General features: G+C 69.4%; 13 protein-coding genes. 7 read left to right on the top strand and 6 right to left on the bottom strand.

Annotated features, from left to right (window positions below):
* Positions 1–16: 16 nt before the first annotated feature.
* On the bottom strand, positions 17–190 hold the full coding sequence (locus IPL40_13610; protein MBK8482183.1) for a hypothetical protein: 174 nt from the start codon (positions 188–190) through the stop codon (positions 17–19).
* On the bottom strand, positions 187–468 hold the full coding sequence (locus IPL40_13605) for a transposase (GenBank protein ID MBK8482182.1): 282 nt from the start codon (positions 466–468) through the stop codon (positions 187–189). The genes IPL40_13610 and IPL40_13605 overlap by 4 nt, the downstream gene beginning before the upstream one ends.
* A gap of 1,284 nt (positions 469–1,752) precedes the next feature.
* Between IPL40_13605 and IPL40_13600 the strand changes: the two genes are divergently transcribed.
* Both IPL40_13600 and IPL40_13595 read left to right on the top strand, forming a co-directional pair.
* A complete protein-coding gene (locus IPL40_13600; GenBank protein ID MBK8482181.1) occupies positions 1,753–3,144 on the top strand; it encodes a DUF1566 domain-containing protein in 1,392 nt (463 codons plus the stop codon).
* A 66-nt stretch (positions 3,145–3,210) separates the two neighbouring features.
* Entirely contained in the window at positions 3,211–4,119 is a 909-nt protein-coding gene (locus IPL40_13595) for a hypothetical protein (GenBank protein ID MBK8482180.1), read from the top strand.
* A gap of 213 nt (positions 4,120–4,332) precedes the next feature.
* On the opposite strand, the gene IPL40_13590 is transcribed toward IPL40_13595, so the two are convergent.
* Positions 4,333–5,511, bottom strand: coding sequence for a hypothetical protein (locus IPL40_13590; protein MBK8482179.1), 1,179 nt, complete (start codon positions 5,509–5,511; stop codon positions 4,333–4,335).
* A 634-nt stretch (positions 5,512–6,145) separates the two neighbouring features.
* Here IPL40_13590 and IPL40_13585 point away from each other — a divergent pair.
* The gene (locus tag IPL40_13585) at positions 6,146–10,099 is read left to right on the top strand and encodes an alginate lyase family protein (GenBank protein MBK8482178.1); all 3,954 of its coding nucleotides are present in this window, start codon (positions 6,146–6,148) and stop codon (positions 10,097–10,099) included.
* A gap of 206 nt (positions 10,100–10,305) precedes the next feature.
* Positions 10,306–13,809 carry a DNA polymerase III subunit alpha gene (gene dnaE, locus IPL40_13580; protein MBK8482177.1) on the top strand — a complete coding sequence of 1,168 codons (3,504 nt, stop codon included), beginning with the start codon at positions 10,306–10,308 and terminating at the stop codon, positions 13,807–13,809.
* Here the strand turns inward: dnaE and IPL40_13575 are convergent.
* Entirely contained in the window at positions 13,806–14,759 is a 954-nt protein-coding gene (locus IPL40_13575) for a transglycosylase SLT domain-containing protein (GenBank protein MBK8482176.1), read from the bottom strand. The genes dnaE and IPL40_13575 overlap by 4 nt on opposite strands.
* Positions 14,760–14,914: 155 nt before the next feature.
* On the opposite strand from IPL40_13575, the gene lipB reads away from it, so the two are divergent.
* The 3 genes from lipB (at position 14,915) to IPL40_13560 (ending at position 17,447) form a co-directional block, all read left to right on the top strand.
* Positions 14,915–15,553, top strand: a complete 639-nt coding sequence (gene lipB, locus IPL40_13570; protein MBK8482175.1) for a lipoyl(octanoyl) transferase LipB — start codon at positions 14,915–14,917, stop codon at positions 15,551–15,553.
* 58 nt (positions 15,554–15,611) lie between these two features.
* Positions 15,612–16,499 (top strand): HEAT repeat domain-containing protein, encoded by an 888-nt coding sequence (locus tag IPL40_13565; GenBank protein MBK8482174.1) that lies wholly within the window; start codon positions 15,612–15,614, stop codon positions 16,497–16,499.
* Between the two features lie 243 nt (positions 16,500–16,742).
* The gene (locus IPL40_13560) at positions 16,743–17,447 is read left to right on the top strand and encodes a hypothetical protein (GenBank protein MBK8482173.1); all 705 of its coding nucleotides are present in this window, start codon (positions 16,743–16,745) and stop codon (positions 17,445–17,447) included.
* Positions 17,448–17,489: 42 nt separating this feature from the next.
* On the opposite strand, the gene IPL40_13555 is transcribed toward IPL40_13560, so the two are convergent.
* Positions 17,490–18,314: an outer membrane beta-barrel domain-containing protein gene (locus IPL40_13555; protein MBK8482172.1), complete on the bottom strand. Its 825-nt coding sequence runs from the start codon at positions 18,312–18,314 to the stop codon at positions 17,490–17,492.
* Between the two features lie 20 nt (positions 18,315–18,334).
* On the bottom strand, positions 18,335–19,321 hold the full coding sequence (locus tag IPL40_13550) for an outer membrane beta-barrel domain-containing protein (protein MBK8482171.1): 987 nt from the start codon (positions 19,319–19,321) through the stop codon (positions 18,335–18,337).
* Positions 19,322–19,441: the final 120 nt, after the last annotated feature.

The raw sequence follows: 19,441 nt of genomic DNA, 5'->3' as shown, positions 1-19,441 counted from the left end.
GATTCGCCCCCTTTTCTCAATCAACCCGGGTCGGGGCCCTTGTCACGAGCAGCTCGGCATCGCGCTGACGCCGTGCGCTGGGCTCGCGATGGTGCCAGGCGTAATAGCCACCCCGGGTCACCTGCATCACTCGGCACAACACCGGCAGCGGATAGCGGCGCTTCTCCGCATCAATGAACGCGAATCTCATTGATTTTCCTTGGCGAAGAAGCTCACCGCTTTTTTTAGAATATCGCGCTCCATCCGTAGCGTGGCGTTCTCGCGCTTGAGCTCGCGTATCTCGGATTTCTCGGCCATGGTCAGCCCTGCCTTGCTTCCCTGCTCGACGTCGCTAGCCTCTATCCAGCGGCGCAGAGCCGACTCGCTGAGTCCCAGCTCCTTGGCTGCCTTGCCGGCGCTACGGCCCCCCTCCCTCACCAGCTTCACGGCCTCCTCTCTGAACGAGGCGCTGAAGTTTCGTCGTTTCATCTGACACTCCATCGGGGCCGATTCGCCCCCTGTAGGGTGTCAACTGAACCGGGGGAATGCCACTTTTCCTCGAACCCATCAACCCGGGTCGGGACCCTTTTTTTCAACCCGGGTCGGGACCCTTGGCGGGTCGGGGCCCTTCACTGGGGCCCTTCATGCGGGTCGGGGCCCTTTCTCAATCAACCCGGGTCGGGGCCCTTGTCATACGCGCTGCGGCTGTACGCCGGCGCCTGTTGCGCCCAGGCACCCTGAGGCCAGGTCCACGCGGCCCGCGCGCTCCCCGCTGCCCTCGTGCCTCGCGCCTCGCCACGCTGAGAGGGGCTGGCTGCGTTCAGGCGCGCAAATACGCCCCCTCACGCCCCTGAAACCAGCGTCAGTCGGCGCCGTCGTGGTCAATCGCGTCCCGCGTCTGGCCCCTGTCACGCGCACCTTCGCGCGTCGCACCTCCGGTGCACCCTGACCGCGCGTATCCCGAACCCATCAACCCGGGTCGGGGCCCTTGGGCTTTCGCCGGGACCCTTTTATCAACCCGGGTCGGGACCCTTTTGCGGGTCGGGGCCCTAACCCGGGTCGGGGCCCTTGGGTTTTATCAACCCGGGTCGGGACCCTTTTGCGGGTCGGGGCCCTAACCCGGGTCGGGGCCCTTGGGCTTCTCGCTTTTACGGGTCGGGACCCTTTTATCAACCCGGGTCGGGACCCTTTATCAACCCGGGTCGGGACCCTTTAGTCGGGTCAGGGCCCTTGGGGCCCTTGGGCCGAACCCATCAACCCGGGTCGGGGCCCTTCTCGGGGCCCTTTCGGTTTCTCGGGGCCCTTCTTCAACCCGGGTCGGGGCCTTGGGCGGGTTGGGGCCCTTGGGCCTTCAACCCGGGTCAGCCCTTGGGCTTCTCGCTTTTACGGGTCGGGACCCTTTTATCAACCCGGGTCGGGACCCTTTTAGGTCGGGACCCTTTTTCATCAACCCGGGTCGGGACCCTTCGAACCCATCAACCCGGGTCGGGGCCCTTGGGGCCCTTGGGCCGAACCCATCAACCCGGGTCGGGGCCCTCTGGGTCGGGGCCCTTCTCGGTTCTCGGGGCCCTTCTTCAACCCGGGTCGGGGCCCTTGGCGGGTCGGGGCCCTTGGGCTTTTATCAACCCGGGTCGGGACCCTTTTCGCTTTTCGTAACCCGGGTCGGGACCCTTTTCGCGTTTGGATGCGCTCACCCTGGGTCGGGACCCTTGGGGGACCCTTCTTCTTTTCTCTGGTAGCCTCCTTCATTGCTGACAATCGGAGGGGCCAAGCATGTATCCGATCCTTGCGCGGGCGGGCCTCAGCCTGATCTGTTTGTGCTGCGCCTGCAGCGATGGCGGGGGCGCGCGCTCGGTCGACGCGGGCCTTCCCGATCGCGCGCTGCCGGTCGCCGATGCGATGGCCGATGCGTCGAGGGCCGAGCGCGGCGCGGATGCTACCACCGGGGACGCCGGCGAGGCGGCGCGGGGCGACGCGAGCTCGCCTGACGCCAAGGTCGTGCTATCGACCCGCCTGGCGCAGACGGGACAGCGAGGCTGCTACTCGGCCCTGGGGGCGGCGCTGGACTGCGATGGCACCGGTCAAGACGCTGACGAGCGCGCGGGTCTGGCCTGGCCTTCGCCGCGTTTCGTCGCGGCCGCCGACGGCACGATCTCGGATGCGTTGACCGGCCTCGTCTGGTTGGCCGACGCCAACTGCATGGCGACGCACTACGCGGCCGTCGACACCGACGCGACGGCGAGCGTGGCCGGCGACGGCCGGGTCACCTGGCAGCACGCCCTCAACTTCGCGCGCGGCGTCCGCGAGGGCACCTTCCCCCTCTGTGCGGCGGGCACGAGCGACTGGCGCCTGCCGAACCTCAAGGAGCTGCAGAGCCTGCTCGATGCCGGCCAGCCAGATACCAGCACCTGGCTCGGCGCCAACGGCTTTCTCAACGTGGTGGGCATAACGCCCTATTGGTCGTCCAATACGATGGCCAGCCAGCTGAAGAAGGCCTGGACCGCCGAGCTGGTCGGGGGCAGCGTCGGCGGCTTCGACAAGACGGGCGATCATGGTCTCGTCTGGCTGGTGCGAACGGGTGCCAGCGCGGGCCCCGCGCCGGTCGCCCGCACGGGCGCGGCTCTCTGTTACGACGAAGCCGGCAGCGCCGTCGACTGTGACGCCACGGGGCAGGACGGAGAGCGGCGCGTCGGCCGCAGCTGGCCCGTCCCGCGCTTCCTCGATCGCGGCGATGGCACGGTGAGCGACGCCTTGACCGCGCTGACCTGGTTGCAGGACGCCAACTGTATCGCCACCCGCTACCCGGGCTTCGACAGCGACGGCACCGCGGATGGCCAGGTCGGTTGGGAGCGGGGCCTGAACTTCGTCCGGGGCCTGAATGACGGAACCTACCCCGACTGCGCCGCCGGCCACAGCGACTGGCGCCTGCCGAACCGCACCGAGCTTCAGAGCCTCGTCGACCTTTCGCGCGCTCAGCCCGCGCTGCCCGCCGATGCGCCCTTTCTGAACGTCAGCGCCACCGGCTACTTCTGGTCGTCGACCTCAGACCCGCTGCTCGCGCGGGCCGACTACGCCTGGGGTGTCTACCTCTTCAGCGGCTTCACCACGCGCTACCTCAAGGGTAGTGAGGCCCGGCGGGTATGGCCGGTGCGCGACACGCCCTAATCCCTGAGCAGACGCGGCGCACTCGCCACGGGTGCGTTTCGCCTCGGGGTGAAGGGCGCGATCGGAATGAAGGGCGCCGTCGAGGTGGTGACGCCCGAGCCGACGCGGCTGCCAGACGGAGCGCGAGACCACGAGCGCTGTGAGGCGGCGACGCTCTTTGAGCCAGTCCGAAGGGAAGGGAAGGCGATGAACGCTAGCCACTCAAGGACGGGCGCGGGGCCTGCGCGGCGCCGCAGGTGTGGCGTCGGGGTGCTCGCGCTGCTGGCGGTCGTGGCGGTCTCGCGATCTGGTGCTGCTCGGCAGCCCTGCAAGCTCGACCCGGAGGCGCCCGGGTTCCAGGCCGACGCGCGCGAGGCGGCCGAGCTCCGAACGATTCGGCGCTGGATGGCCGCTCATTTGGCCAAGGCGAGGGCGCGCCACCCCGAGGCCACCTTCGTCTTTCTCGGTCTGCAGCAGAACGACGCCGGGACGATCGTCGAGCAACGCAACTCATTGGATGGTGCCTGCCGCGAAGGGTACTGGGTCGTCCAGCTGACGCTGGACCGCAGGCGCTGCGCGCTCTCCGTCGAGCAGGCGCGACCCTACGCGGAGAACTGCTGCCCCAGCGAGCGCTGCCCAGATCGCACGCCGGCGGGGTGGATGTTGGAGCTCTTTCGCCGCAGCAAAGCAGACGATACCAAGGGTCTGCTCGCCCTCATCAGCCCGAGCTCTGGCTACCAGGAGACCCTCGCGCCGCCCTCCGAGGGCGAGGGCGGGACCAGGACCTTTACCCGCCGACAGGGTCGACGGGCCGCCAAGGCGATCAGCTCAGCCTGGGACCCGATCGAGAACCTCGACTGCCCGGCCGCGTTCTCTGCGGCAGGCGACGCGACCTGCAGCACCGGTCGCAGCGGCTCGCTGGCCAGCTACCGCTGGAAGCGGACGGGCGATGGCGCCTACCTGCTCAGCTATGCCTACGAGGATACGGGAGAGTAGCACCTGCCTCGGCTCGCCAGGCTCGGCCTCCCGCACGACCGAGGATTCAGCGCCGACGACGTTGCACCCGCACCACGTCGTCCCGCACCACGTCGTCCCGCACCACGCCCGCCCCGACCAGAGCCGAGGATCAAGGCAGGCTTTGGACGACCGGGAAGGGGCCGGTCAGGGGCGGGCAGGGGCAAGAGGCGCTTCACCGCGCCGCGGCGAGGCTCAATCAGCGGCGTAAACGGTAATCTCGTAGACGCTGAAGCCGGGGTGCTGCTGCGCTCTGGAGTCGCTCGCCCGGATTTCTTCGAACCCACCTGCGGCGCTAGACAAGCCCGCCGCGATGGCGTTGTGCAGGGCTGCGTTGGTGAGACGGTCGGCGCTCGGAATGAGCACGCGAACCTGTTTCCGCGTTCCGTGCGAGAGCGTGTCGCGAACCGCCCCCAGCCATTGGGTGGCGGCCTCCCTGGCCAGCGTGCTTAGCGCCCGCGGGTTCGCTCCGGGGGTGTCGGTAGCCGGGGAGAAGGCGACGATGGCGGCCGTAGCTGCGTAACCCCTGTCAACCGTCTTCAGCGAGAGGGCTGCGCTGCTGTAGTCGCCGACCACGGCTGCAGGCTGGTTGATTTGCTGTTGCAGGATCTCGGCCCCCAGGCCCTTCAGCCCTGCGCGCGGGCGCGCGATGGGGTGGACGTCGGCGGAGAGGACCGATGCCTCGCGGGGCTTGTTTTCATCGAGCTGCCGCTTGAGGGCCTCGTGCAGCGCCGCCCGAAAGTTAGCAAAACGGTAGTTGTTGGATTGCTTCGTGCCGCCCACCTCGGCCCAGTACGCAACGGCCGCGCCCAGTCTTGGGTCGTCGATCGTGATAGTGGCGCGGGCCTGTTCTAGGTCAATCGCCTTCCCCTTCTGCATCCCCCCTGCGACGAGGAACACCGTGGCTCCCGCGAAGCCGCCAGCGGGCGACAGCTTCGGCAGCAAGACGGCGCCGTCATTACCACCGCGGACGTCTCGGAGACCAAAGCCCGGGAGCAGCTCGCCCGCTGCGGGACCCCCGGGAGCCGACAGACCCCTGACAATTTCCGGATCCGTTCGCTGCTGCCCCAAAGAGTGGGTCAGTGCCTCGCCGGCGGCCGCCCGCGCGGCTCTCTGCGCGGCGGCATTCCCGGCCGGAGTGGAGTAGTAGATCGGCGCATGAATCAGCAGTTTGGTCGCGTCCCGGGGCGCTGTGGGAAGCTTCAGGTTGAACGCCGCGGCCAGCGCACGGGCGGCGTTGCTCTGCAGCAGAATCCTCTTCGCGGAACGCTTGCCGCTCGACGAGTGGCCACTTGCGGGGCCAGCTCCGAGGTGACGTTCAGAGCTGCCTTCGCCGCGCTTCTCACCCGGTGCGGACACGAAGAGCCTGCGCAAAGAGGTCAGCGTCCCCCCCCTGGTGCCGGCCCACAAGGATGGTCTTGGAACCATCCGGCAGCGTCTTCACCCGGACAACTCGGCCCGAGGAGGCCCGCGATCCGGTAAAGCGAGTGTCGATCGTCCGCACTGGTGGAGGCCCGCCCCGGCCCCCGCCGGCGCTGGCCGTGGAAGGCGCGCCCGCCGCGAGGGTGGCGATGCTCGCTGCCAGCAGCTGGGTAAAAAGCTTTCTTGTCGTCGAAGTCATTTGTTTTTCTCCAGGGGCGCGATCGCTCCCTGCGATCGGCGGAGCAGGGCAAAGCAAGGAGGATGCCATTCGGGGAGGCGAAGCCCGAAGCCCCCGCGCCGGCACTCGCCGGCACTCGCTTGCGCACCGGCATCGCGTTTGCTCCGCCCTTCTTCCGTGGCATGGCCCCGCGGTCGCGAGAACTCCCTCGTCCCGGCGGGTTGTCCTCGAAAATCACAGTTCGCCAGGCCTCCGCGCGCCGACCGCGTGGTCCTGACGGATCCTCCTGGGGGGGGCAGACTTCGAGGTGTCGCCCGTCACACTGGAGGACGCGCGCGGCGGTGGCGTGCTTTGTGGCCTCTGCCACCCGCGCAAGGACGCCGGCGACTCCGAAGGGACGATCTCAGCATGATCAGGCTCATGAGCACCAAGATCTTTCGCAACGCAATCCTCGCCGCCGCAATCGTGCTGGCAGGGCGCCCTGCGCGGGCCGACGTGGCGATCGAGGACTTCGAGGACGTCGCGGATTGGAGCGGGCTCGACGCCGAGCGGCTGACGATTCATGCGGGCCTCGGCGCGGGTCGCTGGCATGGTCACGAGCGCACGCCGACGATCAAGAAGGTCTTCAGCCCCGCGCTGGACCTCTCGCGCGAGCGGATGCTCTTTGTCTGGGTCTGGTCAGCGAAGGCCAATAACGCAGCGATCACCGTGGTGCTCGACTCCGAGGACCGCGCTGACGCCGAGGGCCGCGACTACTACCGGACGGAGTTCGTGGTGGATTGGCGCGGGTGGAAGCTGCTTGAGCTGCGCCTCGAGGACTTCGAGCGGGCGCGCCAGCCGGTCGGCTGGCAGCGGATCAACTACATCAGCTTTCACGCCAGCGGCTGGGGCAACACGCCGCAGGCCGACACCGAGCTCCTTTTCGATGACCTGGCGTTCAGCACGGGCGCGATCGCCGAGCTGCAGGTCGAACAGGGCTGGCAGGGTGCCGAGTTCGTCTACACCTACAGCGTCACGCTGGAGGATCGGCTCGGGCGGGCGCGCCGGCTGGGGCTCACGCTCGAGGTTGGGCCGGGCCTCCCCTTCCGGGCCGCCGTAGCGAACGCCGTCGTCTCGCTGGCGGCGCGCGGGCGGCAGATCGCGGTCGCGACGATCACCGTGCCGGCGTCAGAGATCACCGAGGCCAAGCGCCTGGTGCTGCAGGCGGCCCTGCTCGTGGTGCAGGAGGATGGGGTGATGCGCGACGCGCAGTCGCTCGCCGCCGCCGTGCCGCTGGCCCAGCGGGAGCACCCGCGTGTGCTCTTGACGCGGGCGGACTTCGCGCGCATCGGCGCCTGGGCCGACGCTCACGACTGGGCGCGAGCGGCGCGCGACGGCGTGGTGGCGGCGGCGCAGGGCTGGCCCGCCTCGTTTCTGAAGAAGTACGGCCTGAGCCAGTGGGCGCTGCCGCCCGAGGGTGGGCAGTGGGTTGGTTGGTATGTTTGCCCGGTGCACCACGTCAACCTGCAGTACGCGCCGCCGCTGACGCATCGTTGTCCTGTCGATGGCGCGACCTACAGCGGCTGGCCCTACGATCAGGTGGCGTACGCGCGGATGCACACCGATCTCGCCCAGGCCGCCCGTGATCAGGGCTTGGCCTGGCAGCTCGTCGGCGATCGACCGTCGGCCGAAGGCGCGGCACAGATTCTCCTAGCCTACGCTGATGCCTACGCTCTGCTTCCCCTTCACGACAAGGACGGTGGCGCGGCGAAGTCGGGCGCGCGGGTGAAGGCGCAGACGCTCGATGAGGCCGCCTGGCTGGTCGAGGTGGCCTGGGCCTACGATTTGATCGCCGACGCTGGGGTGCTGACGGCGTCGCAGCGCCTGCATGTCGAGCAACACCTGCTGCGGGCCGCGGCGGCCGTCGTCGCGCGCTATCCGCATGGTATTTCCAACTGGCAGTCGTGGCATAACGCCGCCATCGGCGCCGCGGCCTTTGCGATGGAGGATCCCGTCGGCATCGCCCGTGCGTTTCGCAGCGCCAGTGACGGCTTCGACTTCCAGTTGAGGAAGAGCATCAGCGCGGACGGTGTCTGGTACGAGGGATCGTGGGGCTACCACTTCTACGCGCTGGATGCGCTGATCAACCTGGCAGAGATGGGCGCCCGCGCCGGGCTCGATCCCTATGGGGGCCCGCTCGGCGCGAAGCTGCGTGGGATGTTCGAAGCGCCGCCGGGGCTCGCGCTGCCGGATGGGACGCTGCCGGCCTTCAACGACAGCCGCTCTCTGAGCCTGTGGAGCACGGCCCGCTACTACTCCGAGGTCGGCTACCAGCGCTATCGCGACCCGAGCCTGACGGCCTTCATGCGTCCGAGTGGTCGCGGACGCGACGCGTTGCTCTGGGGCGCCGAGGAGGTTCCCGCCACGCCGCCGCTCGTCACCCCGAGCCGTGTGCTGCCGGCGGCCGGCTTCGCCGTGCTGCGTGCCGGCGCGGGCGCAGAGGCGTCCTGCCTGGCTTTGGATTTCGGTCCGCACGGCGGCTCGCATGGACACCTGGACAAGCTGGGCCATGTTTTCTACGCCAAGGGCGGGATCCTGGGCGTGGATCCGGGGACGCAGGCCTACTCGGTGCCCAGCCATAAGACGTGGGATCGGGTCACTCTGGCGCACAATACGGTGGTGGTCGACGAGCAATCGCAGGTCGAGGCAACCGGTGCGCTACAACGCTTCGTGGCGGCGCCAGCACTCTCGATGGTCACGGCGAACGCCGGGCCGGCGTATGCGACGGCCTCGTTGACGCGCACCTTGGTGCTGTCGCCCGAGTACGTGGTCGACGGCTATCGCGTCGTCGCGACCGACGGGCAGGCGCACCAACTCGACTGGATCCACCATGCCCCGGGGACCCTGAGCAGTCCGGTCGCGCTCGAGGCGTACGGCGAGCTGCCTGTCGCGCAGGGCTATCAGCACCTGCGCGACCCGCGCGGCGCGCTGGCTGCGGGGGCGTGGCAGGTCTCGTTCGACCAGTCGCCGGAGGGGAAGCCCTACGGGTCGGTGTGGGTCAACGACAAGGAGGTCGTCGCCAGCTTCGCCCTGGCGCGCGAGCCAGCCGCGGAGGGTCGTGGCTCGGGGCGCCTTGCCTACGACTTCAGCGCGGCCGCGGGCTATGTGCTCTACAGCATGCCAACGCTCGAACCCATTGCCGAGCGGCCGACGGGCGTTCGGCTGCGGGTCTTTGGCGACGGATCGGGTAATCGGCTCGGCCTTCGGCTCTACGACGCGACCGACGAGCGCTTCTTGCGCGACGTGGGCCCGATCGACTGGACGGGCTGGAAGACGCTCGACCTGGCAGCGGTCGAGACCTGGCGGCACCACAGCGGCAATGCCGACGGGGTCTTCGATCTGCCCGCCACCCGGGTCGCGGTGGAGCTGACCGCGCAGGCCGCGGGAGGCCGGCAGGGGGCGCTTTACCTCGACGATCTGCGGCTGAGCTACGCGGACGCCGGCGACGTCTCGGTGGCTGACTTCGAGGGCGAAGCCCGGGGCCTGCGCCTCAGCATGCTCGGGCAGGAGGGCACGACGCTGGTCGTCGGCGAGGCGCCGGGCCCCGACCCGCTCGTGGCGTTGCCCTTCGCGATGGCGCGCCGGCGTGCGCAGGAGACCACCTTCCTCAGCCTGCTGGAGCCCTACGGTCAGGCACCGGTCCTGACCGAGTTTTCGTCGATCGAGAGCAGCGCGACGGCGAGCGACCAGGCCCTCGCCGTGGCCGTGCGCGGCCCGAGCTTCGACGACCGGCTGCTCGCGCTCGGCGCGGGGCAGGGGGGCAGTGAGCGCTCGTTCGGCGCGGCGGCCTGCGACGGCGTGCTCTGTCAGCTGCGGCGCGGCCCCGAGGGCGTGCAGCGCGTGGTGCTCGCGGAGGGGCGCTGGCTGCGCGATGGCGCCCGGCTGCTCGTCCGCTGCAGCGAAGCGTTGACCGCGCTCCAGCTCGACTGGCAGGCGACCGGCACCCGCCTCGAGCTCCTGGGCGAGGGGCCAGCGGGCGCCGAGCTCCGCGTCTGGGGGCCCCAGCTCGCGCGGATTGTGATCGGCGGCGCCGAGCGGCCCTTCACGCGCGATGGTGACTATGTGCTGCTGCGGCTCGGGCCGAGCGAGGCGACGGCCGGGCGCGATGCCGGCACTGGCGAGCGCGATGCCGGGCCCTCGCTCGTCGCGGATGGCGGCGGTCAGGGCGATGGCGCCCTCGGGCCGCCGGCCGAGCCCGGGGGCTGCGGCTGTAGTCAGGCGAAAGGCGGGGACCTGGCGCAGGCCTGCACCCTCCTGGCCTCGGCCCTGGGCGCCCTGCTGCTGCGGCGGCGCCGGCGCGGCCGTGGTCGCGGCCCGGCCTAACAGCGCTCTTCGGGGTCAAGGCGAGCTAGAGGGTTACCGCGCGGGTTGGATGCGCGGGCGGATGCGCGAGCGGGCGAGCGGGCTGACGCTGGACGCGCGCGGCCTGATTGCTGCGACCGCGGCGCCGGCCCCGGAGCCGGCCGCGATGCGCTATGCTCGCCGGCCACCGTCGGCCCGAGGCCGGCGACCGCAAGGGAGCATCACGGATGGCCGGATCGTTCGCGCACCTGCACCTGCACAGTCAGTACAGCCTGCTCGACGGGGCGATCCGCCTCAAGGATCTCTATCCGCGGCTACACGAGCTCGGCATGAAGAGCGTCGCGCTGACTGACCACGGCAACATGTTCGGCGCGCTCGACTTCTATAAGACGGCGCGCAAGGCGGGGATCAAGCCGATCTTCGGTTGCGAGGTCTACGTCAGCGACGGCGCGATGAATGATCGCGCCAGTCGTAAGACCTTCCACTGCGTGCTGCTGGCGCGCACGCTCGAGGGCTACCGCAATCTCGTCTTCCTGGTCAGCAAGGCCTATCTGGAGGGCTTCTACTACCATCCGCGCATCGACAAGCAGCTCCTGCGTGAGCATAGCGCGGGGCTGATCGGGCTCTCTGCTTGTCTCGGCGGCGAGGTGGCGCAGACGCTGCTGCGGCAGGGCAGCGCGCGGGCGCTCGAGGTCGTGCGCGAGTATCGTGAGCTCTTCGAGCCCGGCGCCTTCTTCCTCGAGGTCCAGCCCAATGGGCTGAATGAGCAGAACGAGGTCAACGAGGCGCTGGTGAAGCTGGCGGCCCAGACAAACCTCCCGCTCGTCGCCACCAACGATTGCCACTACCTGGCGCGCAAGGATGCGCGCGCCCACGACTGCTTGATGTGCGTGCAGACCGGCAAGCAGATCGAGGACAAGGACCGCATCAAGCACGAGGTCGACGAGTACTTCCTCAAGTCGCCGGAGGAGATGGAGCAGGCCTTCTATCACCTGCCGCAGGCGATCGAGAACGCCGCCCGGATCGCCGAGTCGTGCAACGTCGATTTGGCGCTCGGCCAGAGCTTCCTGCCGCGCTATCAGGTGCCAGCCGGCTTCGAGCTCGGGCCCTTCCTCGAGCAGCAGGTGCGCGAGGGGCTCGATCGTCGACTCGTCGAGGCGCGCGCGCGCGGGCAGGCCGTCGACGAGAAGGTCTACCGCGAGCGGGCGGCGCATGAGCTCGAGGTGATCGGGAAGATGGGCTTCTCGTCCTACTTCCTGATCGTCTGGGACTTCATCAACTACGCCAAGCAGCGCGGGGTGCCGGTCGGCCCCGGACGCGGCAGCGGCGCGGGGTCGCTGGTGGCGTACGCGCTGCGCATCACGGACATCGATCCCTTGCCCTACAACCTGCTCTTCGAGCGCTTCCTCAACCCCGAGCGCGTCAGCATGCCGGACTTCGATATCGACTTCTGCATGCACCGCCGCGATGAGGTGTTGCAGTACGTCAGCGAGAAATACGGCCGCGACAACGTCGGGCAGATCGTCACGATGCATCAGCTCAAGGCGCGCGGCGTCACCCGCGACGTGGCGCGCGCGATGGGCTTCTCCTACGCCGAGGCCGACCGCGTCGCGAAGCTGATCCCCGAGCCGATCCAGGGCCGCAGCGTGACGATCGAGCAGGCCCTCGAGCAGGAGCCGCGGCTGCGGCAGCTCGCCGGCGAGAACCCACGCGTGGCCGAGTTGCTGGACGTGGCGTCGGGTCTCGAGGGGCTGAACCGCCACGCCGGGACGCATGCCGCTGGGGTGGTGATCGCCGAGCGCCCGCTCTGGGAGTACGTCCCCTGCTTCCGCGGCCCCAACGGCGAGCTGGTGACCCAGTACGCCAAGAACGAGGTCGAAGAGGCGGGGCTGGTGAAGTTCGACTTCCTCGGGCTGAAGACCTTGACCGTGGTCGATATCGCCGCGCGCCTGGTCTGTCGCGAGGTGCCCGAGTTTCGCCTCGACGCGGTCCCGCTGACGGATGCCGAGACCTTCGCGATGCTGCAGAGCGGGCTGACGACCGGCGTCTTCCAGCTCGAGTCGAGCGGCTTCAAGGAGCTGCTCAAGCGGCTCCAGCCCGACTGCTTCGAGGACATCGTCGCGGCCGTCGCGCTCTATCGCCCGGGCCCGCTCGAGGGGGGAATGGTCGATGACTTCATCGATCGCAAGCACGGACGTAAGCCGGTCGACTACCTGCACCCATGGTTGGCGGAGATCCTGAAGGAGACCTACGGCGTGATCGTCTACCAGGAGCAGGTGATGCAGATCGCCTCACGCCTGGCCGGCTACACGCTCGGACAGGCCGATCTGCTGCGGCGCGCGATGGGGAAGAAGAAGCCCGAGGAGATGGCCGAGCAGCGCAAGATCTTCCTCGCCGGCGCGTCGGCGCGCGGCGTCGGCGATCGGCTGGCAGAGCAGATCTTCGACCTGATGGATAAGTTCGCGGGCTACGGCTTCAACAAGTCACATAGCGTGGCCTACGCATTTCTTTCGTATCAGACGGCCTGGCTCAAGTGCCACTACCCGGTCGAGTTCATGGCGGCGATGTTGACCTGCGACAAGGACAACACCGACAACCTGACCAAGTACATCACCGAGGCCCGCAAGATGGGCATCGAGGTCGTGCGACCCGACGTCGACGAGTCGGAGTCCGACTTCTCGGTGATCGCCCGCGGCGGACCGAAGTTCATTCGCTTCGGCATGGGCGCGGTGCGCAACGTCGGCGAGGCGGCGGTGCAGGCTGTGCTCGAAGTGCGTCAGGAGCGGCCCTTCGGCGGCCTCTTTGATTTCTGTGAGCGCGTCGACGGGCGGCGCGTCAACAAGCGGGTGGTCGAGGCGCTGATCAAGGCCGGGGCCTTCGACGGCACGGCCGAGCGGCTGAAGCTGCATCGCGCGCAGCTCGTGGCGGCGCTCGATGAGGCCCAGGAGCAGGCGCTGACGGCGCAGCGCGATCGCGAATCGGGGCAAACGAGCCTCTTCGGCCTGCTCGACGGCGGCTCGACGGACCAGACGACGGCGACGCGCCAGGTCGTCGAGCGCTACCCGATCGTCGCCGAGTGGGCACCGCGCCAGCGCCTGGCCTTCGAGCGCGAGAGCCTCGGCTTTTACGTCAGTGGTCACCCGCTCGATCGTTACGCCGAGGACCTGCGGCGCCACGCCTCGGCGACGACCGTGACGCTCGCTGAGCTCGCGGACCGCGCCGAGGTGAGCGTCGGCGGTATTGTCGGCGACTATCGGGAGCGGCCGCTGAAGAGCGGCAAGGGTCGCATGGCGATTTTTGGGCTCGAGGATCTCGAGGGGCAGGTCGAGGTCGTGTGCTTCTCGCGCGCCTTCGAGGAGCACGAGGCCACCATCAAGTCCGGCGAACCGCTGTTGGTTACGGGGCGACTGCGCTTCGAGGGCGAGGGCGAAGGTGTACTGCCGCGGATCGACCTGCAGAAGGTGATGACGCTGGATCAGTTCCGCGTGCAGAAGACCAAGGAGGTGCACCTGACCTTATCCGGCGAGGGCTTGGCGGAGGCGCAGCTGGAGGCGCTGCAGCGGGTGCTGCGCGAGCATCAGGGCGACTGCCGGACCTATGTGCACCTGCGGCTGGCGGAGCGCTCGACCGCGCTGCTCGAGCTGGCGGAGCGCTGGGCGGTCAACCCGACCGACGACTTCTTGTTGCAGGTTGAGCAACTCTTCGGCGAGCGCACGGCCCTCCTGCGCTAGCCGCCTAGACCATCAGCGATAGCGATAGGCGCTGTTGGAGTAGTCGCCGAGGGTGCGCGGGCCGAGGCGAGCGCCGAGGTCCCTGGGGAGGGCGGGGCGGCGCTGACGTAACGCTGACTCGAGGGGTGCAGGATGTCGGGCTCGTAGAGCCGGTCGAGACCCGCGCCTTCCCGGTACCAGCTCGAGCGCGCCAACACGTTGAGGAGAAAGCGGTCGCCCTGGAGGCGGATCAGGCCGCTCCGCCGCAAGCGGCCGGCGTGCCGTGCGCGCCAGAAGCCGAGGCGACTGACCGCGCGCCCACCGACGCCGCCAGCGTTATAGGCCGTGATGCCGCCGTCGCGGCCGTAGCGGTTGATCAGGTGGGCGAGCAGCTCGGCAGCCGCTGGAATCGCCTCCTCGGAGATCCGGGCCCGATCGAGGTCGAAGAACAACACCCGCGCACCGCGCCGCCGCCGCCGCGCGCGCAGCCGATTGACGCCGCGAACACCGGCGGCCGTGAACTGGGCGATGCCCAAGGCGCCACCGCTGACCAGCAGCCGCCGCCCGCCATGGGTGGCATAGCTGCGCTTGCTCATGCGGCTCGGATCGAGCTCCGATTCGTTGTCGAGCAAGCCCTTGAGCAGGAAGGGGTCCAGCTTCCAGCGCAGCGCGGCGGCGAGGATCAGGTCGTCGAAGGGTCCGTGCTGCGTCTCGAGGAAGATGGCCGCCTGGCGCTTGCGGGCGCTGAAGACCTGTCGAGTGCTGGCGCGCTGCTCCGGCGGCAGCGGCGCTGCTTGCGCAGGGGAGGGGCGGGCGGCCCGCGCCGACCGGGCCAGTCGCGAGGGCGCGGCGCCCGAGGCGGGGCCAGCCTGCTGCTGGTGCACGATCGCGCGCCAGCGCAGACCCACCGCGCCGACCCCGAGCGTGGCCAGGCCGAGGAGCGCAGCGAGTAGAAAGAACGAAAGTCGCATGACGAGTAAATGCCAAAAGGAACGGAGCATACGCGCTGCGCCCGAGCGCGGCAACCGGCTGATCAGCGGCCTGTAGCGGGCCCGTTGTAAGGGCGTTGACACGTTGTAAGGGCGGACCTTGCTGCACCGCGGCCGGTGTCGCATGCTCGGCGCCGATGGAGCGAGTTCTGCAATGGGCCTACTTTGGTCGCGTCGACTACGGGCGGGCGCTCGCGCTGCAAGAGGCGCTGCGGGCGGCCGTGCGTGGCGCGACCGCGCCGGACACGCTGATCCTCCTCGAACACCCCCCGGTGATTACCCTCGGGCGCAGCGCGGACCTGGTCGATGTGCGGGTCAGCCCGGCTGAGCTCGAGCGCCGCGGGGTGGCCTGCGCCCGCATCGGGCGCGGAGGGCAGGTCACCTACCATGGGCCAGGGCAGCTTGTGGGCTATCCGATCCGCGCGATCGGCCGCGCGATCCGGCCGCATGTCGACGGGATGGCCCGCGCGCTGGTGGCCTACCTCGGCGAGCTCGGCGTGGCAGCGCGCTGGGAGGCTGGTGAGCCGGGGGTCTGGACCGACGCTGGGAAGATCGCCGCCGTGGGGGTCGACGCCCGGGGCGGCGTGACGATGCACGGCTTTGCGCTCAACCTGGAGCCGGCGCTCGACGACTTCGCGATGATCGTGCCCTGCGGGAGTCCGCGGCCGGTGGCCTCGGTTCGCTCGATTGTCGGGCGCGCGCCGAGCCTGCCGAGGCCGCGCACGCGCTGGCGCAGCGGCTGGCCATCGAGTACGAGAGCAGGGCGATCGCGCTGAGCGCGGCCGAGGCGGAGGCGCTGCTCTCCGCGGCTTCGCCCCGAAGCGAAGCCTCCCGATGAGCGCCGCAAAGCGTCCTCAGCACGTCGTCGTCGCAGCGGTCCTGATTTGCGGCGCGCTGGCGTGTCGGCGCTCGGCGGTGTCGCGCGCGCGCGCGGCCGTCGAGGTGGCGGCGATCGAGGTCAAGGCGCAGGGGTGGAGGACCGCCGGCGCGGCGCCCTCGCCAGGCGAGCTGCGGGCCTGGATCGCGGCGGCCCTGCCGCGCGAGGGGGTGCTGGCGGAGGGGGCCGGCCGGGCAGCCGAGGCGCTGGTCTATCAGCTCAGGGTCGAGGTGGGGTTGGTCGCCCTGAGCGCGGAGGAGGACGCGGGTGCGGATGATCCGCCGGCGCTCGGGCTGGGGGTGCGTGCGCGGGCCACGCCACGCGCGGCGGGGCGCGGCCCGATCCTGCAGAGCAACCTGGCGGTGCGCCTGCCGGCGGGCCACGGTGGCGGTGCGCGGGCCTTGCGTGAGGTCACCCGCCGCGCCGTAGAGGGGTCGGTGCAAGAGCTGAGACTCCGCGCCGAGCTGCTCGTGGGGAGCGAGCAGCGACTCCTCGCCGCGCTCAAAGAGCAGCGCTCTGATCGCCTGACGGACGCGATCGATACCGCTGCCTGGCGCCGCAGCCGCGCCGCGGTGCCGCGCCTGATTGCGCTGCTGCGGCACGACCATGAGGCGATCGCCGATCGCGCCATCGGCGCTCTGGCGGCCATCGGCGATCGCAGCGCGGTGCCGGCGCTTACCCGTCTCGCGCGCTTCGAGGACACGGCCCGCCTCGCCAAGCTGCTCGATGCGGTCGGCGCCCTTGGCGGCGACGAGGCTCGCCGCTACCTCGCGTTCGTCGCGCGTGGCCATCCGGACCCTGATCTCGCGACGATGGCGCGCGAGGCCCTCGCGCGCATGCGGTAGTCGCGATCGCGTGCGGGCCGTGCCACAGCCGTTGACGGACGTTGACGGTCGTTGACGGTCGAGGCGCGCGGGTGGGAGCGGCGCCGTGGCTGGGAGACAACGCTAACCTACTGCGAATACAGCGCTGCTTGTCAGCAATCCACGGGCTGCGTATGGTTGGCACCTGCATTGCGTGGGGCTGGGTCGTTGTCAGTCGCCAGGCGCCACTGCTGCGGCGGGATCCGACAACAGGAGGAAACCTCGATGCGTATTTGCAAGACCGCTTCCGTCATCGTGCTCGCCGTCGCCATGGTGGCGCTGTCCTCCGCCGGCTCACCGGCTGCCGCCCAATACGCCCAGTACTACGGCCCCGGCCCCGCGCCGACCTATCAGCCGCAGCGCCCGCGGCGGCTGGCCTTTCGCCATCGCGTCCACGCCTACCTCGGCGGTCAGCTCTCCGGCGTCGCCGTACTGGCGCAAACGACGGACTACACCGATGGCTACCTCGGCAGCGGTGGCGGAGCCGGGCTCTTCGGCGGTGTGCGGCTGGGCCCCTTCTTCTCGGTTGAGGGCAACTGGAACACCAGCTTCCACGACCATCGCAGCGTTCAGGGCGACACGCTCTTCATCGACCTCGACGCGCTCTACATGATGACCTTCAGCGTCGACGGCAAGCTGCACCTGCCGACCTACGGGCCGATCGAACCCTATGCGCAGGCGGGGGTCGGGTTTGGCTATCTGGGCGCCACCTATGGCAGCAACACCCAGGGCAACTCGGTCTTCGCCAGCGGGCCGATTTTCAATCTTGGCGCCGGCCTCGACGGCTGGCTCAGTCCGTGGCTGACGCTGGGGGGGCGTGTGCTCTACCGCGGGCTCGCGTTCGGCGATGTGAACACCCGAACGGGCTCCGGGCACTCGAATTACGTCAGCGGGCTGTCCTTTGACGTCAACCTCGCCCTGCACTTCTAGCGCTCTCAGCGCTCTCAGCGGTCTTGTGCGAGCGCGTCCCGCTCAGCGCGAAACGACGACCTGGCGCGGCAGGAAGAAGGTCGCGTTGAGCCCAAGGAAGAAGTGGTGCTCGATCGACTTGTCGTCGCCATCGACGGAGGGAACCCCGTTGCGCTGCTTCTCGGCGGCCGAGAGACCGCGCGTCGTATCGCCGCCCGAGGGATTGTCGGCGAAGATCAGGTCCTTCAGCTCGATCCCGATCGCGACGTAGTTGTTGGCGAAGATCCGCGCGCCCAGGCCCCAGGCCGCTCCCGGCTGAAAGCCCTCGTTCGCCGCATCAACGCCCGGGTCGTCGCTGCCGTTGCTCAGGATTCCCATGCCGAAGCCGGCGAAGAGATAGCAGTCGTAGTGCAGGAAGAGCGCCGAGAAGAGCGAGAGCTTGCCGCTGATCGGCGTGAAGATGGCCCGCAGGTCTGCCGCGAGCTGGACGTCGGAGAGGCGGCTGTGCGCCGCGCGCCAGGCGGCAGGCTCAGCAGCATAGCTGGCCTTGAGCTCGTCGGTGAGTCCGGTGTCGAAGCCCACGCCATAGGCGACCTCGCCGCCGAGCGCGAAGGCATCGGTGAGGTGGTAGGCGAGCTTGGCGCCGAGCAGCACGGAATGCCGATAGCTGCGATTGAGGCCGAAGGCGATCGAGGGTCCGATCTCGAACCGGTCGTCGCGCAGCTCACGCCGTAGGCGCACCGCCGGCTGGCCAGCGAGCGGGCCACCTTTGGCTGCGGCCGCGAGACCGTCCTGGGCGCCGAGCAGCTGCGCGCCGAGCGGGGGCGCCAAGATCAGCGCGACCACCAACGCGGCCTGGAGCAAGAAGCGAACACCACGAGCATGCATGGCGGATTCTCCGGTGGTGGTCAGCGCGGGCTCGTGTAGCTGAAGCCAGTCGGCAGGAAGAAGCTGAAGCCGACCGTGGCGAAGACGTTATGAATGAACTGCGTATCGCTCTGCTGGGCCTTGGCCTCGGCCGCATCGGGCAGGGTGCGTCCTGCCTGTTCCAGCCGGTCGAGCATCATGTTGTCGCGCAAGGCCACCTGAAGCGCCATCCAGCGGTTGAGGTAGAGGCGCGCGCCGATCGCCACCGGGAAGGTCAGCGAGTAGTTGGAGAACGCTTCGTTGACGAAGTCGCGCGGGATGACCTCTGTCCGGGTCACACCGACGCCGCCGCTGAGCCACAGGTCCCAGTGGAAGATCGGGCGATTGAGCAGCGTGAGCTTGCCCCAGATCGGGATGTACGAGAAGTTGCCGGTCGCTTCCCAGTTGTACTTGTTCAGGCTGGGCACGCGGCCGAAGTGATAGCGGACGTAGAACTCCTCGTCCGCGACGTTGTGCAGGTAGTAGGCGCCCCGCAGCCCGACCGCGAGGATGTCGCTGATGAAGTAGTTCAACTCACCGCCGAGCGCCGTGTGCTGAATCAGCGTGTCGTTGATCGTGCTGCCGACGAAGGGAACGACCTCGAGGCGATGGCGGCGGAGGAAGGCCTTGCGCTGGACGACGACGATGTCGCGCAGCATCGAGGCGCGGGCGCGCAAGCGGGCTTCAGCCGTCGTCGTGGCCGTCGCGGCGCTAACGTCCTCGCTGCTCGCGGCGGCCGCACCGACGGCATCCTTGCCTGACAGGTCGGCATCCGTGGGTGGCGGGGGCTCCTCGGGCAGCTCGGGGATCTCCGGCTCCGCTGCCGGCTGCTCCGCGGGGCTAGCGACGGCCGCTGCCGAGGCTGCCGTCGCCGGCGGCGCCTGACGTGCCCGCCTGGCGTGCCCAAGGCCGGGAGCCAGGCCGAGGGCGCCCACGAGCAGCAGGGCGGTGATGATCTTTGCGCTCTCGCAGTGCGGAGGATGCCTCATGCCAACCTCGGACGTCTTTCGCAGCCTCGGGGGTTTACGCCTGCTAGCGGCGGATATCTCTGCGATTGAAAGCAATTACCCCGCGCAGCCAGGCCCGGACCTTAGCACGGGCGCTTATGG

This window comes from Pseudomonadota bacterium (assembly GCA_016711215.1).
GTDB lineage: Bacteria > Myxococcota_A > Polyangia.
This window is presented reverse-complemented; position numbering and strand designations above follow the sequence as displayed.